The organism is Rhizobium sp. ERR 1071 (assembly GCF_007828675.1).
In the GTDB taxonomy this organism is placed as follows: Bacteria; Pseudomonadota; Alphaproteobacteria; order Rhizobiales; family Rhizobiaceae; genus Rhizobium; species Rhizobium dioscoreae.
The window spans coordinates 603,938-617,674 of record NZ_VITM01000004.1 but is presented as its reverse complement, the minus strand read 5'-3'; the positions used below and the strand labels follow the sequence as shown (position 1 = coordinate 617,674).

12 protein-coding genes are annotated in these 13,737 nt (G+C 60.0%); 8 read left to right on the top strand and 4 right to left on the bottom strand.

Translation table 11 applies throughout. The features are described from left to right. The first annotated feature begins 65 nt into the window (after nt 1–65). The 4 genes from FBZ99_RS17535 to FBZ99_RS17520 are packed head-to-tail and all read left to right on the top strand — an operon-like array spanning nt 66 to nt 4,482. On the top strand, nt 66–965 hold the full coding sequence (locus FBZ99_RS17535; protein ID WP_113351115.1) for a carbohydrate ABC transporter permease: 900 nt from the start codon (nt 66–68) through the stop codon (nt 963–965). Next, complete coding sequence (locus tag FBZ99_RS17530) at nt 962–1,849, top strand: carbohydrate ABC transporter permease (protein WP_113351114.1); 888 nt, start codon at nt 962–964, stop codon at nt 1,847–1,849. The genes FBZ99_RS17535 and FBZ99_RS17530 overlap by 4 nt, the downstream gene beginning before the upstream one ends. 38 nt (nt 1,850–1,887) lie before the next feature. Then, a complete protein-coding gene (locus FBZ99_RS17525; protein ID WP_145634138.1) occupies nt 1,888–3,402 on the top strand; it encodes a DUF5060 domain-containing protein in 1,515 nt (504 codons plus the stop codon). 15 nt (nt 3,403–3,417) lie between these two features. Beyond that, complete coding sequence (locus FBZ99_RS17520) at nt 3,418–4,482, top strand: ABC transporter ATP-binding protein (protein ID WP_113351112.1); 1,065 nt, start codon at nt 3,418–3,420, stop codon at nt 4,480–4,482. Between the two features lie 23 nt (nt 4,483–4,505). Here the strand turns inward: FBZ99_RS17520 and FBZ99_RS17515 are convergent, their stop codons facing one another. The 3 genes from FBZ99_RS17515 to FBZ99_RS17505 form a co-directional block, all read right to left on the bottom strand. After that, the gene (locus FBZ99_RS17515; RefSeq protein WP_113351111.1) at nt 4,506–4,868 is read right to left on the bottom strand and encodes a hypothetical protein; all 363 of its coding nucleotides are present in this window, start codon (nt 4,866–4,868) and stop codon (nt 4,506–4,508) included. A 214-nt stretch (nt 4,869–5,082) separates the two neighbouring features. Then, nucleotides 5,083–7,125, bottom strand: coding sequence for an NADH:flavin oxidoreductase (locus FBZ99_RS17510; protein WP_113351110.1), 2,043 nt, complete (start codon nt 7,123–7,125; stop codon nt 5,083–5,085). Nucleotides 7,126–7,191: 66 nt separating this feature from the next. Continuing rightward, nucleotides 7,192–8,109: a DMT family transporter gene (locus FBZ99_RS17505; RefSeq protein ID WP_113351109.1), complete on the bottom strand. Its 918-nt coding sequence runs from the start codon at nt 8,107–8,109 to the stop codon at nt 7,192–7,194. A 104-nt stretch (nt 8,110–8,213) separates the two neighbouring features. Here FBZ99_RS17505 and FBZ99_RS17500 point away from each other — a divergent pair, with 104 nt between their 5' ends. Beyond that, nucleotides 8,214–9,089 (top strand): LysR substrate-binding domain-containing protein, encoded by an 876-nt coding sequence (locus FBZ99_RS17500; protein WP_113351108.1) that lies wholly within the window; start codon nt 8,214–8,216, stop codon nt 9,087–9,089. Here the strand turns inward: FBZ99_RS17500 and FBZ99_RS17495 are convergent. Continuing rightward, entirely contained in the window at nt 9,064–10,056 is a 993-nt protein-coding gene (locus FBZ99_RS17495; RefSeq protein WP_113351107.1) for a GlxA family transcriptional regulator, read from the bottom strand. The genes FBZ99_RS17500 and FBZ99_RS17495 overlap by 26 nt on opposite strands. A 106-nt stretch (nt 10,057–10,162) precedes the next feature. On the opposite strand from FBZ99_RS17495, the gene FBZ99_RS17490 reads away from it, so the two are divergent. Genes FBZ99_RS17490 through FBZ99_RS17480 form a run of 3 tightly spaced genes read left to right on the top strand, consistent with a single transcriptional unit; the run spans nt 10,163 to nt 13,736 of the window. After that, complete coding sequence (locus FBZ99_RS17490) at nt 10,163–11,065, top strand: 3-keto-5-aminohexanoate cleavage protein (protein ID WP_015342966.1); 903 nt, start codon at nt 10,163–10,165, stop codon at nt 11,063–11,065. 7 nt (nt 11,066–11,072) lie between these two features. Next, on the top strand, nt 11,073–12,563 hold the full coding sequence (locus FBZ99_RS17485; protein WP_113351106.1) for a carnitine 3-dehydrogenase: 1,491 nt from the start codon (nt 11,073–11,075) through the stop codon (nt 12,561–12,563). Nucleotides 12,564–12,575: 12 nt separating this feature from the next. Continuing rightward, nucleotides 12,576–13,736 (top strand): acyl-CoA dehydrogenase family protein, encoded by a 1,161-nt coding sequence (locus tag FBZ99_RS17480; RefSeq protein ID WP_113351105.1) that lies wholly within the window; start codon nt 12,576–12,578, stop codon nt 13,734–13,736. The last annotated feature ends 1 nt before the right edge of the window (nt 13,737 follow it).

Genomic DNA, 13,737 nt, shown 5'->3' with positions numbered 1-13,737 from the left:
ATCGCGGCGAACGGCCTCCCTCACCCTTATGCCCACGCGTCAGCTGCCGCCGGGAGCAATCAGAAATGTCATTCCGCAACCGAACACATGATCCCAGCGTCCAGGCAGCGATCCTGCTTGCGCCGGCCATGCTGATCTACGCGATTTTCGCGCTTTACCCGATGCTGAACGTGGTGGTGCTGAGCTTCCAGAAATGGAACGGCCTCGATCCGCAACGCCCCTTCGTCGGCCTGGCGAACTATCAATATATCTTCACGCAGGACCCCGTCTTCTGGGTTGCCTTCCGCAACACGGTGATCTGGACGATCATGTGCGTGATTTTTCCGCCCATGGTCGGGCTGCTGCTGGCGCTGAGCCTCAACCAGAAGCTCTTTGCCCGCAATACCTTCCGCGCCATCTTCTATCTGCCTGTCATTATCGCGCCGATCGCGGTCGCGACCATGTGGAAATGGATGTACGATCCCTTCTTCGGTCTCTTCACCGAAATCCTGACTTCCATAGGCCTGCAGGACTGGATCCAGGACTGGCTCGGCGACAAGGATATCGCGCTCTATTCCGTCTTCATTGCCTATCTCTGGCAATCCGTCGGCTTTTCCATGGTCCTGTTTCTCGCTGGCCTGCAGAACGTCTCGCAGACGCTGGTCGAAGCCGCCCGCATCGACGGCGCCGGGCGTTGGAACATCTTCCGCTACGTCACCCTGCCTGCATTGCGCACGACGCTGACGATTGTGCTTGTACTCTCGGTCATTTCGTCGCTGAAGGCCTTCGACATCGTCTATGGCCTGACGGGCGGCGGGCCGGCGCAATCGACGCAGATGCTGGCGCTCTGGGCCTTCACACAAGCCATGCAGATCTTCGATTTCGGCCGCGGTGCCGCGATCTCGGTCGTCCTGCTGCTCATCACCATCATCGTCGTCATTCCCTACCTGCGCTGGACGCAAAAGCATGAGGAGGCCGAACAATGACGGCAGCATCGGCCACATCCATGTCGGACGACTTCGAAACGATTGCACCGGCAAAGCGCAAGCGCGATCCCGGTCTGATCGGCCTATGGATAGCATTGCTGGTGGTCGCCGCGATCTGGCTCGCGCCTTTCGTTTTCATCGTCTTCACTTCGCTGAAAACGCAGGCTGATGTGACGTCGACTGGCGCCTTCATGCCGCCGCTCGACCCGGCTTTCGAGAATTATTCGAGCGCCTGGGGCCGCGGCAATTTCGCCAGCGCCTTCCTGAACAGCACCATCATTACCGTCATCAAAGTGCCGCTCGGCCTGATCCTCTCGGCGATGGCGGCCTATGCGCTTGCCAAGATACGCCTGCGGTTCAGCAAGATCCTGCTGCTCCTTGTCGTCTTCGGCACGATGATCCCGTTTCAGGTCATGCTGGCGCCACTGTTCACGCTGGTCAATTCGCTGGGCTTAATCGATACCTATCCCGGCGTGATCCTGCCCTACATCGCCTTCGGCGTGCCCTATCAGGTCTTCATTCTGCACGGCTTCTTCAAAGGCATTCCAAAGGAATTGTCGGAAGCGGCCCTGATCGACGGTGCAAGCCATTTCACCATCTTTCGCCGGATATTCCTGCCCGTCTGCCTGCCGGTGCTCGCGGCGCTGCTGATCCTGGATTTCGTTTCCACGTGGAATGAGTTCGCCATGGCGCTCGTGCTGCTGCAGGATCAGCATATGTGGACGCTGCCGCTTGGGCTCATGTCCTTCCAGGGTCAGTTTTCCAATGATTACGGGCAGTTGAACGCGGCGATCGTCATGACTGTGCTACCGGCCACCATCGTTTATCTGATCTTCCAGCGCTACTTCGTCTCCGGCCTCACCTCCGGTGCGGTCAAGGGCTGAGCGGTCGGGCCATTCATCCATCTTCCAAGGAGAATATCATGTCCAACGCGTCCGTCGAAAAATGGGGAGTGTTCGAAGCTGCCTTCAACGGCCCTTCGAGCGGTAATCCCTATCGCGATGTGGCATTCGATGCCGTTTTCAGCCAGCACAGCCGCGATGTCCGCGTACCCGGCTTCTATGACGGCGACGGTGTCTATCGCGTTCGTTTCATGCCCGACAACGAAGGCGATTGGTCGTTCCGCACGCGCTCGAAGACATCGGAACTGGACGGCAAGACTGGCTCTTTCGTTGCCACCAAGCCGTCGGAAGGCAACCACGGCCCCGTGCACGTCCGCAACAAGTTCCATTTCGCCTATGCCGATGGCAAGCCTTTCCTCTCCTTCGGCACGACCTGCTATGCCTGGACGCACCAGCCGCTTGAGATGCAGGCCCAGACGCTCGAAACGCTGAAGAAATCACGCTTCAACAAGATCCGCATGGGTGTCTTCCCCAAGGACTACCCCTACAACGTCAACGAGCCGCTTTATGCCTGCTTTGAAAAGGGCGCGGACGGCAAGGAGGACTTCGATCGGCCGAACCCCGTTCTTTTTCGCCATTTCGAGAGCCAGGTCGCGGCCCTCTGCGATCTCGGCATCGAGGCCGATATCATCATGTTCCACCCCTACGATCGCTGGGGTTATGCCGATATGTCGGCTGAGCAGGATTTCCGCTACGTCGCTTATCTCGCGGCGCGCCTTTCTGCCTATCGCAATGTCTGGTGGGCGCTTGCCAACGAGTACGACTTCCTTCTCGACACCAAGCCGCTGCAGCAGTGGGACCGTTACTTCCACATTCTCGAAGAGAACGATCCCTATGGCCATCTGAAGTCGATCCACAACGGCGAGCCGACAATGAACTTCGATCATCGCAAGCCGTGGGTCACCCATACCTGCATCCAGAACTGGGATGTGAAGCGCACACAGGAATGGCGCGAAGCCTATGGCAAGCCCGTCGTCAACGACGAGCCGGAATATGAAGGCAATATCATTCAGTCCTGGGGCAATCTGACGGCACAGGAGCTGGTGCATCGCTTCTGGATTACGGTGACGCGCGGCGGCTATGCCGGCCATGGTGAAACCTATTCGCATCCGGAGGATCTCATCTGGTGGGCAAAAGGCGGCGAGCTGCGCGGGGAAGCCTGGAAGCGCATCGGCTTCCTGCGCGATCTGCTGGAGCAGGATGTCGTCAACGGCCTTGAGCCCATGTCCTCCTATGGCGAATGGCCGTGGACGCGCGTTTCCGGCGCCAGGGATGGTGATGTCAGCTACATCTATCTCGGCGAACATCAACCGGTTATCTGGTCCACCGGTCTGCCGAAGGACGGAACCGACTATGACGTCGATATCATCGACACATGGGAAATGACGGTCACGCCGGCAAAAAAGGTGGAAGCGCCGATCCCGCATCCGACGCGCCACGGCGCGATCGTGCGCGGCGGCAAGGCGGACGCCGCCTTCGGCGTGGAACTGCCGGGCAAGCCATACCAGGCGCTCCGCATCCGCAAGAAGCATTGATCCAAGGAAAAAGTTATGTCCGGATTGACCATCAAGAACGTCAGGAAGTCCTATGGCGCTGTAAACATTATCCATGGCGTCGATGTCGAAATCTCGGACGGCGAATTCGTCATTCTCGTCGGTCCCTCGGGCTGCGGCAAGTCAACATTGCTGCGCATGATCGCCGGGCTGGAAGACATCACCGGCGGTGAAATCTCCATCGGCGGCCGGATCGTCAACGACCTGCCGCCGAAAGATCGCGACATCGCCATGGTATTCCAGAATTACGCACTCTATCCGCAGATGACGGTGGCGCAGAACATGGGCTTCGCGCTGCAGCTTGCCGGCGCAAAGCGTGCCGAAATCGATCAGAAGGTCGGCGAGGCCGCCAAGATACTTGGCCTGCAACCATTATTGGATCGCAAGCCCGCCCAGCTTTCCGGCGGCCAGCGCCAGCGCGTCGCCATGGGCCGCGCCATCGTGCGCGATCCCAAGGTCTTCCTGTTCGATGAACCGCTTTCCAATCTCGACGCCAAGCTGCGCGTCAAGATGCGGGCCGAGATCAAAGCGCTGCATCAGCGCCTGAAAACCACGATCGTCTACGTGACGCATGATCAGATCGAGGCCATGACTATGGCCGACAAGATCGTGGTGCTGCAGGGCGGGAAGGTCGAACAGGTCGGCTCGCCGCTCGAACTTTACGACCGGCCGAAAAATGTCTTCGTGGCCGGTTTCCTCGGTTCTCCAGCCATGAATTTTCTTGAAGGCAAGCTTACCGGCGGTGCATCGCCGGAATTGATATTGCCAACCGGCACACGCATCCAACTCGCCAGCGCTCCGGCTCAATCGGAGGGTCGGGAGGTCATTCTCGGCATACGTCCAGAAGATATCTCGTTTGCCACGGAGGCCGGCGTTAGCGCAACCGTGACCGTCGTCGAACCTACCGGCTCCGAAACGCATGTCGCGCTCGATCTTGAGGGCAAGGAATTAACCTGGGTAATGAGAGAGCGAGCCGAACTCGTGCCGGGCCAGACAATTCAGATCTCGCTCAAGACACCGAACCTGCATTTCTTCGACAAGGCCAGCCAGCAGCGATTATAGGAGACAGCAACCGCTGACTTAAATCACTCAGCCGCGCGCCTTTGCGTACCGTTCATAACGGAAAAAATGCGCTTGACGAAGGCGTTGCCGTCGAACTGCCGCGCAGCCCCCTCGGTCACATGATCAGGGCGCTCGAATATGAAAGTCTCGATATTGACGACCGGCAAGTTCAGCCGCCTCCGCACGTCTCCGATCATCGCGGTATGCGTCACCACCAGGTGACAACCGGTTGGATCGAACCACTCCTGAAGGCCGGCCGTCGGTATGGCTGCGACCGTCAATCCCTGTTGTGATAGAAGCGAACTGATGCGCGAGGCAATTTGTTGATTATCCAGACAGATCAGGACATCGGTCCGCGAAGGGGACGGCGCATGGGTAGCCAGCATCAAACACCTCTCGTTCACTCACATGCCCGAATATAACGATTCGGCCGGTAACAGGGTGTTATAACTTGTTACATTTTGTTTCAAAATTAAGGCGGTCTGGTAGCCTCACTGCGGCGCCAGAACTTCATTTATCACCCAAGGTATTTATTACATCGCATTGATATAAATAATATTCTTGGTGAAAATTCGAGCGCAGCCTGACCGTCCGCTCGGCTCACAGAAGCGAGCAATAGCGCAGCGCGTCGTAAATTGCCGCGTGGATATTACGGCTAGCGATCGCGTCACCGATGCGGATCAAATCGAAGGAAGCGGCTTCGTTCTTGACGGGCAGCGGCGAGCGGCGGGCGATCAATGCCGGATAATCGACCGCGCCCAAGTTACGCGATAAGGGCTTCAGCTCCAGGTAAAGTTCATCATTCGCGATGGTACCGTGCTCGACGACCACCTGGGATACTCTGCGTTCCCATTGCGTCTCTTCCGAGAAATCCGATCCGAGGACAGCGACGAGCGCATTGCCATCGCGCCGCACCGATTTCAGCCTCGTATTGATGGTGACACGGACATTCTTCTCGGCGAAGGTCTTGGCATAGGGCACATGGTTCATGCCGCCCATCTCCGGCGCAAAGAAGCGCTCCGGCGAGACAAGCTCCAGTTCGGCGCCGCCATTGGCGATGACTTCGGCCGCCGACATGCCCGGATGTCCGCCATTGTCGTCATAAAGCAGGACCTGACCCTCGGCCTTCACCGCGCCGGCCAAAATGTCCCAGGAGGAGGTCAAAAGGCTGTCGCCGCTCTCCAGCTCCGGAGATTGCGCGATACCGCCCGTCGCCACGACGACGAGATCGGGCTCGAACGCCAGGACTTCATCAGCTCCCGCATAGACGTCGTAGTGGATCGTGACGCCCAACCGCTCCAGCTCCGCCAGCCGCCAATCGATGATGCCGATCATCTCCTTGCGGCGCGGGTTGCGCGTGAGCAGATTCACCTGTCCGCCAGCCTTGCTGCTCGCCTCCAGCACGTCGACCTTATGGCCGCGCTCAGCCAGCACACGCGCCGCTTCCAGGCCCGCAGGCCCGGCGCCGATGACGACAGCCTTGCGCAACGCCGCCGCGCGCTCGATCCGATGCGGCATCTCGGCCTCGCGGCCGGTTGCCGCATTATGAATACAGAGCGCCTCGCCACCCTCATAGATGCGGTCGAGACAGTAGGTTGCGCCGACGCAGGGGCGTATATTGGCCTCCTGGCCCGTCATGATCTTGCTGACGATATGCGGATCGGCGATATGCGCGCGCGTCATGCCGACCATATCGAGCTTGCCTTCCGCAATCGCGTGACGCGCGGTGGCGACATCGCCGATGCGGGCGGCATGGAAGACAGGGAACTTCGTCGCTGCCCTCACCTCGCCGGCAAAATCGAGATGCGGTGCCGATGCCATGCCCTGGATGGGAATGACATTGTTGAGAGCCGCGTCGCTATCGATATGGCCGCGAATGATATTGAGGAAATCGATATTGCCGGAGGCCACCAGCCGCCTGGCAATCTCGACGCCTTCCTCCCGCGAGAGCCCCTTTTCCCAGTCCTCGTCAGCCACCATGCGCATGCCGACGATGAAATCCGGGCCGACAGCCTTGCGGATGGCCTGCGTCACCATCACCGAGAAACGCATGCGGTTTTCAAGCGAGCCGCCGAATTCGTCCTCACGCCGGTTCGTTGCAGGTGACCAGAAGCCGTCGGTCAGATGGCCATAGGCTTCGATCTCGATACCGTCCAGGCCGGCGGCTTGCATGCGTTGCGCCGCCGCGGCAAAGTCCCCAATGATCCGCTCGATATCCCAATCCTCAGCCGTCTTCGGAAAGGCGCGATGCGCCGGCTCGCGGATCGGCGATGGCGCCAGCACCGGCAGCCAGTCGCCCTTGTTCCAGCCGGTGCGGCGGCCGAGGTGGGTCAGCTGGATCATGACAGCAGCCCCGAACTCGTGACAGTCGTCGGCAAGCTTCTTCAGCCAGGGCACGATTTCATCGCGATAGGCATGGAGATTGCCGAAGGCCGGCGGCGAATCGGCCGATACAATCGCCGAGCCCGCCGTCATCGTCAGCGCGATGCCGCCCTTTGCCTTCTCGCGATGATAGAGCCTGTAACGATCCGTCGGCATGCCGCCTTCCGAATAGGCCGGCTCATGCGCTGTCGACATGATGCGGTTCTTCAGTGTCAGGTGCTTGAGCTGATAGGGCTGGAGCAAGGGATCGTTGGAGGTCATGTCACTTTCATCGCTTTATGAAGTCGAGGCTCGATCCGCTATCTTTGCTGAGACGAGAGGTTATGGCTATAGCCCATTGACGGGTGCGCGACGGCGGCGGCTATGCCGCAGATCGATCGCGGTATGCCAGACGATCGTCGCGAAGATGATCGCTCCGCCGACAAAAGTGGCAACCGGCGGCATCTCCGAGAAGAAGAGCCACACCCAGAACGGCGTCAGCACGATTTCCATCGAACTGATGAGAGCGGCGTCGGCGGCGGGCATCTTTCTTGATCCGAACAGGAAAAGAACGAAGGCAAGCGCGAAATTCGTCGCCCCGAATGCGGCGAGCAGAAGCCAGTTGTGAACGTCCACCGAGCTTGTCGAGGCAAAGGGCACGAAGACCACGAAGGTCAAAAGCCCGCTGACGACGCTCGACGGCAGGATCGGGATGCTCGGGTCCATGCGCGGGATGACGATGATGAGGGCGAAGGTAACAGTCATGCCGAGCGCCAGCAGATCGCCGACACCTGTACCACCGCCGATCGACGAGGCAACGATAACAGCAACGCCGATAAGGCAGATACCGCCGGCCACCAATGTGCGCTTCGCGACCCGCTCCTTCAGCATAGTCCAGCTGAGGAAGGCGGCAATGAACGGCGCCGTCGCATAGATCATGGTCACGTTCGCAACCGTGGTCGTGTAAAGCGCGCCGATGAAGCAGGCCTGGCTGATGGTCTGGCAGGCCAGCATCGCCAGTCCGGCAGGGTGAAAGATCGATGCCCATTGCCGCCTGGAAAACCCACCTTCGAGGAAAAAGCTGGGAATCAACAGAAACAAGCCACCGAACAGCGAACGCCAGGCGATCGCCGTCCATATGTCCGTGGTCAGCAGGCGCGCATAGATGCCGCTGCAGCTCCACGCAAGCATTGCTGTCGCCACAAGTATAACGCCCCTCTCATATTCGCTGGCAAAAGCGGAGCGGGCCGGAAACTGGAATGTCATGTATGGACTCGGAGGAACGAAGGAACGCTCCTGTGTGCGCCGATATTTGACATCAGGCAAACGAATAGTAGAGATAGTAGCTATCAGAAATATTTGTGACCCCAATGCGTGAACCCATTGAGAGCGACCTTCTGCGGACCTTCCTCGTCATCAGCGAGACGTCCAATTTTTCCACCGCCGCTCAAAGGATCGGCCGCACGCAATCGGCCGTCAGCGCCCAGATCAAGCGGCTCGAGGATACGATCGGCGAAACGCTCTTCGAACGAAGTGCCCGGGGGGCCGTCCTCACCCGAGCCGGCACTCAATTGCTTCCCTACGCGCAGCGCGTGATCGAGCTTCTAAACGAGGCGGCGGCAAATATTCGCACCAAACCGCTCGACGGCCCGGTCCGGATCGGGATTCCGGAGGAATATAGCCAGACCATTCTTCCCGCCGCCTTAGCCGCTTTCGCAGTCAGGCATCCAGCCGTCGAAGTGACCGTCTCCTGCGATTACACGGCACATAACCTGGCCGCGCTGGAAAAGGATGAACTGGATCTGGCCGTCGTCTTTGACTGGAACAACCAGAGCAAAGGCGAGGTTCTCTGCATCGACCCGACGGTCTGGGTGACATCGTTGGTGCACCGTGTGCATGAGGCGACCCCAATGCCAATCGCCGTTTATCGGGATTCGACATGGTGTCGCGACTTCGCTCTGAAATCGTTGGAGCAAATTGGGCGGCGTTATCGTATCGCCTTCATCGCCGACACGAGCTCGGGCTTGAAGAACGCCGTCTCCGCCGGGCTAGCCGTGACCACGCTATCGCGCAGCAACATTCCGAACGGTTGCCGCGAACTGACGAGTGACGACGGTTTTCCGCCTGTGGATTCATCGCGCGTCGTGCTTCGCCGCAACCCCTATCATTCGAGCGAGGCGATCCGGGAACTGGCCGAAATGGTGCGCGAGGCGTTCCAGCCTATGTCGGCTCTGCTGCAGCCGTAATGCGACGGCGCAGCCTGCGGCGCGTGCCGGAGGGACTTTCGGAAAAGCTGGCACGATAGCTACGCGAAAAGGCCGATGCCGAATTGAAACCTGTCATGGCTGCAATCTCGGCGAAGGAGGCTTTCGTCTCGATGACCTTGCGCCGCGCTGCATTGAGCCTCAACGCCAGATAATGCACATGCGGCGGCGCGCCGATGCTCTCCTGAAAAAGCGCCTGAAGATGGCGTGCACTGACACCAACACGGCGGGCGAGACGCGTGAGCACCAGCGGCTGTTCGATATGGTCCTCCATCAGGCGGATTGCCTGCGCCACGCGCGGATCGCGCATGCGCAAGCCGGCCGTCGATGGCGAAAGTTCTGCCACACTCTGCGTGCTCGCCGGCTCGTAAATGAACAGGCGGCTAACTTCGAGGGCCAACGAATAGCCTTGCCGCCGCCGAATGATCTCGAGCATGAGATCGACGGTCGGCAGAGAGCCGGCCGTGGTGATCCGCTTGCCGTCGATGACGAAGCGGTCCTTGACCGCGCGCACCTGCGGATAGGCGAGCGCGAAATCGTCGTAATCCTCCCAGTGGACGGCAGCGGAAACATTATCGAGCAGGCTCGCCTCGGCAAGCAGCCACGTCCCGGACTCGATGCCGGCAATCATCGAGCGATGGCGTGCGGTCTGCGACAATTGCATTTTCAGCGCCTGCGTGGCGTTGCGCCGCCAATTGTAACTGGCGAGCACAAAAAGTGGCGTCGCATCCGATGTCGGCCGAAAGCTTGCGCAAGCTGGCACCGGGATAAGGCTCGTCGTCTCCGCGGGAGAGCCGTCCGGCGTGAAAAGGCGCCAGCGATAAAGCTCGGCTCCGGAAATGCGATTGGCCCCGCGCAAGGGTTCGATCACCGACGCGATCAGAATCAAGTTCGTCTCCGGAAGGATGAGGAGATCGATGTCGAGTGTCTCGTTTGCCGATGCCAGCATCACGCATTCCTCCAAGCGTTCCGAAACTGTATCGAATGCTTCCGATAATGCAAAGCACGAAAGCGTCTCATGGCTCGTAATGTCCTCAATACGAGGGAGAACAAAAATGCCTCTTGCGATGAATCGCGATGTCTTCATCACCTGTGCCGTGACCGGTGCCGGCGACACGGTTTCGAAATCCAGCCATGTTCCGATCACTCCCAAGCAGATCGCCGACTCCGCGATCGACGCCGCCAAGGCTGGAGCGGCAGTGGTTCACTGCCATGTCCGCGATCCCGAAACGGGCGCTGCCAGCCGCCGCAACGAACTTTATAGGGAAGTCACGGACCGTATCCGTTCGGCCGACATCGATGTCGTGCTGAACCTGACGGCCGGCATGGGCGGCGACCTGATTTTCGGCGATGTCGAGAGCCCCCTGCCCCTGAATGCCAAGGGCACCGATATGGCAGGCGCCACCGAGCGCGTCAGCCACGTCGCCGAGTGCCTGCCGGAGATCTGCACGCTCGATTGCGGCACGATGAACTTCAATCTTGGCGACTACGTCATGACCAATACGCCTTCGATGCTACGGGCCATGGCAAAGAAGATGACCGATCTCGGCGTCCGCCCGGAGATCGAAGCCTTCGACACCGGTCATCTCTGGTTTGCCAAACAGCTTGCCGAGGAGGGCTTGATCGAGGATCCGGTCCTCATCCAGCTCTGCATGGGCATCCCCTGGGGGGCGCCCGATGACCTCAACACCTTTATGGCGATGGTCAATAACGTTCCCAAAAGCTGGACCTTCTCGGCCTTTTCTATTGGTCGCAACGCCATGGCCTATCCAGCGGCCGCCATCCTTGCCGGCGGCAATGTCCGTGTCGGGCTGGAAGACAATCTCTATGCCGGCAAGGGCATGCTCGCGACCAACGCGCAGCTCGTCGAAAAAGCGGTGCAGGTGGTGGAAGGCATGGGTGCGCGCATCATCGGCCCTGAAGATGTCCGCAAGAAGCTGAAACTGACGAAGCGCTGAGGCCCCGATGACCAAGATCAACAAGGCGGCCTGCATCGGCGGCGGCGTCATCGGCGGCGGATGGATCGCCCGCTTCCTGCTGGCAGGCATCGATGTGGATGTCTACGACCCGCATCCTGAGGCAACCCGCATCGTCGGCGAAGTTCTTGATAACGCCGAAAAAGCCTATGCGATGCTGACCGGCGCGCCGCTTCCGCCGCGCGGCAAGCTTACGTTCAAGGAGACGCTGGAAGCAGCCGTCGCCGGCGCTGACTGGATCCAGGAAAGCGTGCCCGAGCGGCTGGATCTCAAGCGCAACGTGCTGACGCAGATCGATGCGGCCGCAAAGCCCGATGCGCTGATCGGCTCATCCACTTCGGGGCTGCTACCGACCGACCTGCAACGCGACATGCGTCATCCTGAGCGCCTGTTCGTCGCTCACCCCTATAATCCCGTCTATCTGCTGCCGCTCGTCGAAATCGTCGGCGGCGAAAAGACCAGTGCTGCCACGATCAAGGCGGCGATGGACCGCCTGCCGCCCATCGGCATGAAGGGTGTGTATATCGCCAAGGAGATCGAAGCTTTCGTCGGCGACCGCCTGCTGGAAGCGCTCTGGCGCGAGGCCTTGTGGCTGATCAAGGACGATATCTGCACCGTCGAGACGTTGGACGATGTGATCCGCTATTCCTTCGGTCTGCGCTGGGCGCAGATGGGTCTGTTCCAGACCTATCGCATCGCCGGCGGGGAAGCGGGCATGCGGCATTTCCTCGCGCAATTCGGCCCTGCCCTACAATGGAACTGGACGAAGCTGATGGATGTCGTCGATCTCGACGATGCGCTTGTCGAAAAGATCGGCCAGCAGTCGGACGATCAGGCCGATGGCCTGTCGATCCGCGAACTCGAGCGCATCCGCGACGAGAACCTCGTCGGCATCCTTCAGAGCTTAAAGGGAAGCCATGGCGGCAAAGGCTGGGGCGCCGGCAAACTGCTGAAGGATTTCGAACAGCAGCTTTGGGCCGCAGGTGGCGGAGAGAAGCAGGGGCTGGATGTTACAAAGCCGCTGCGCCTGATCGATACCAAGGTCAGCCCCGCATGGGTCGACTATAACGGCCATATGACCGAGCATCGCTATCTGCAGGTGTTCGGCGACACGTCGGATGCGCTGTTGCGGCTGATCGGCGTCGATCTCGCCTATGTTGAGCGCGGCCATAGCTACTACACGGTGGAGACACATATCCGCCATCTCGGCGAAGCCAAGCTCGGACAGGCCATCCATTCGACGGCGCAGATCCTCGCATCTGACGAAAAGCGGCTGCATGTTTTCCATGCACTGCATAACAGCGCCAGCGGCGAAATAATCGCCACCGCCGAACAGATGCTGCTTCATGTCGATGCGAAAGCAGGCAAAGCCGTTGCCGCACCGGAGGAGGTGTTGGCGAAGCTGATGCCTATTACTGCCGCGCATGCAGCCTTGGCCATGCCGGAGGGAGCCGGCCGTCATGTGGGACAAAAACGCTAGGAGGAAGCGATCGTGAATTTCGGGCTCAGCGAAGAACAGGAGATGATCGTCAAGACGGTCAGGGACTTCGTCGAGACGGAGATCTATCCGCACGAAAACGAGGTCGAGCGCACCGGCTTCGTGCCGCCCGATCTTGGGCTGGAAATCAAGCGCAAATGCATCGAGCTCGGCTTCTATGCCTGCAATTTCCCGGAGGAGATCGGCGGCGCCGGGCTCGATCACGTCACCTTCACGCTTGTTGAACGTGAGCTCGGCCGCGGCTCGATGGGACTTACGGTCTTCTTCGGCCGCCCATCCGGCATCCTGATGGCCTGCGAGGGCGAGCAGCGCGAGCGTTACCTCTTGCCGGCGGTGCGCGGGGAAAGGGTCGATGCACTTGCCATCACCGAGCCGGACGCCGGCTCCGACATGCGCGGCATGAAATGCGCGGCAAGGCAGGATGGTGACGATTTCGTGCTCAACGGCACGAAGCATTTCATCTCGCATGCCGATGTCGCCGATTTCGTCATCGTTTTTGCTGCCACCGGCGAGGAGGATACCCATCGAGGCGTCAAGAAGAAGATTACGGCCTTCCTGGTCGATCGCGGCACGCCGGGCTTCGAGATCGTCAAAGGCTATGACTCGGTCTCCCATCGCGGCTATCACAACTGCATCTTGAATTTCACTGATTGCCGCCTGCCGAGGTCTCAGGTGCTCGGCGAGGTGCATCGGGGCTTCGATCTTGCCAATCAGTGGCTCTACGGGACCCGCCTGACGGTTGCCGCCACCTGTGTAGGCCGGGCACGCCGCACTTTTGATCTTGCCCTGCCCTATGCGGCCGAGCGCAAGCAATTCGGCAAGCCGATCGGCGCCAATCAGGGCGTGTCCTTCAAGCTTGCCGACATGATTACCGAGATCGACGCGGCCGATCTGCTCACGCTGTCGGCCGCCTGGAAGCTCGATGCCCGCATCCCGGCCAATCGCGAAATCGCATCGGCCAAGCTCTATGCGTCGGAAATGCTTGCCCGCGTCACCGACGAGGCGATCCAGATCTTCGGCGGCATGGGATTGATGGACGATCTGCCGCTTGCCCGCTTCTGGCGCGACGCCCGCGTCGAGCGTATCTGGGACGGGACTTCGGAAATCCAGCGGCACATTATCAGCCGCGACCTGCTTCGGCCGTTCGGAGCATGAG

Bases quoted from the DNA above. Each gene is read 5' to 3' on its own strand.
- FBZ99_RS17530 (WP_113351114.1), top strand. From the start codon at position 962: ATGACGGCAGCATCGGCCACATCCATGTCGGACGACTTCGAAACGATT.
- FBZ99_RS17495 (WP_113351107.1), bottom strand. From the start codon at position 10,056: ATGCTGGCATCGGCAAACGAGACACTCGACATCGATCTCCTCATCCTT.
- FBZ99_RS17500 (WP_113351108.1), top strand. From the start codon at position 8,214: ATGCGTGAACCCATTGAGAGCGACCTTCTGCGGACCTTCCTCGTCATC.
- FBZ99_RS17505 (WP_113351109.1), bottom strand. From the start codon at position 8,109: ATGACATTCCAGTTTCCGGCCCGCTCCGCTTTTGCCAGCGAATATGAG.
- FBZ99_RS17485 (WP_113351106.1), top strand. From the start codon at position 11,073: ATGACCAAGATCAACAAGGCGGCCTGCATCGGCGGCGGCGTCATCGGC.
- FBZ99_RS17520 (WP_113351112.1), top strand. From the start codon at position 3,418: ATGTCCGGATTGACCATCAAGAACGTCAGGAAGTCCTATGGCGCTGTA.
- FBZ99_RS17510 (WP_113351110.1), bottom strand. From the start codon at position 7,125: ATGACCTCCAACGATCCCTTGCTCCAGCCCTATCAGCTCAAGCACCTG.
- FBZ99_RS17515 (WP_113351111.1), bottom strand. From the start codon at position 4,868: ATGCTGGCTACCCATGCGCCGTCCCCTTCGCGGACCGATGTCCTGATC.
- FBZ99_RS17535 (WP_113351115.1), top strand. From the start codon at position 66: ATGTCATTCCGCAACCGAACACATGATCCCAGCGTCCAGGCAGCGATC.
- FBZ99_RS17525 (WP_145634138.1), top strand. From the start codon at position 1,888: ATGTCCAACGCGTCCGTCGAAAAATGGGGAGTGTTCGAAGCTGCCTTC.
- FBZ99_RS17490 (WP_015342966.1), top strand. From the start codon at position 10,163: ATGCCTCTTGCGATGAATCGCGATGTCTTCATCACCTGTGCCGTGACC.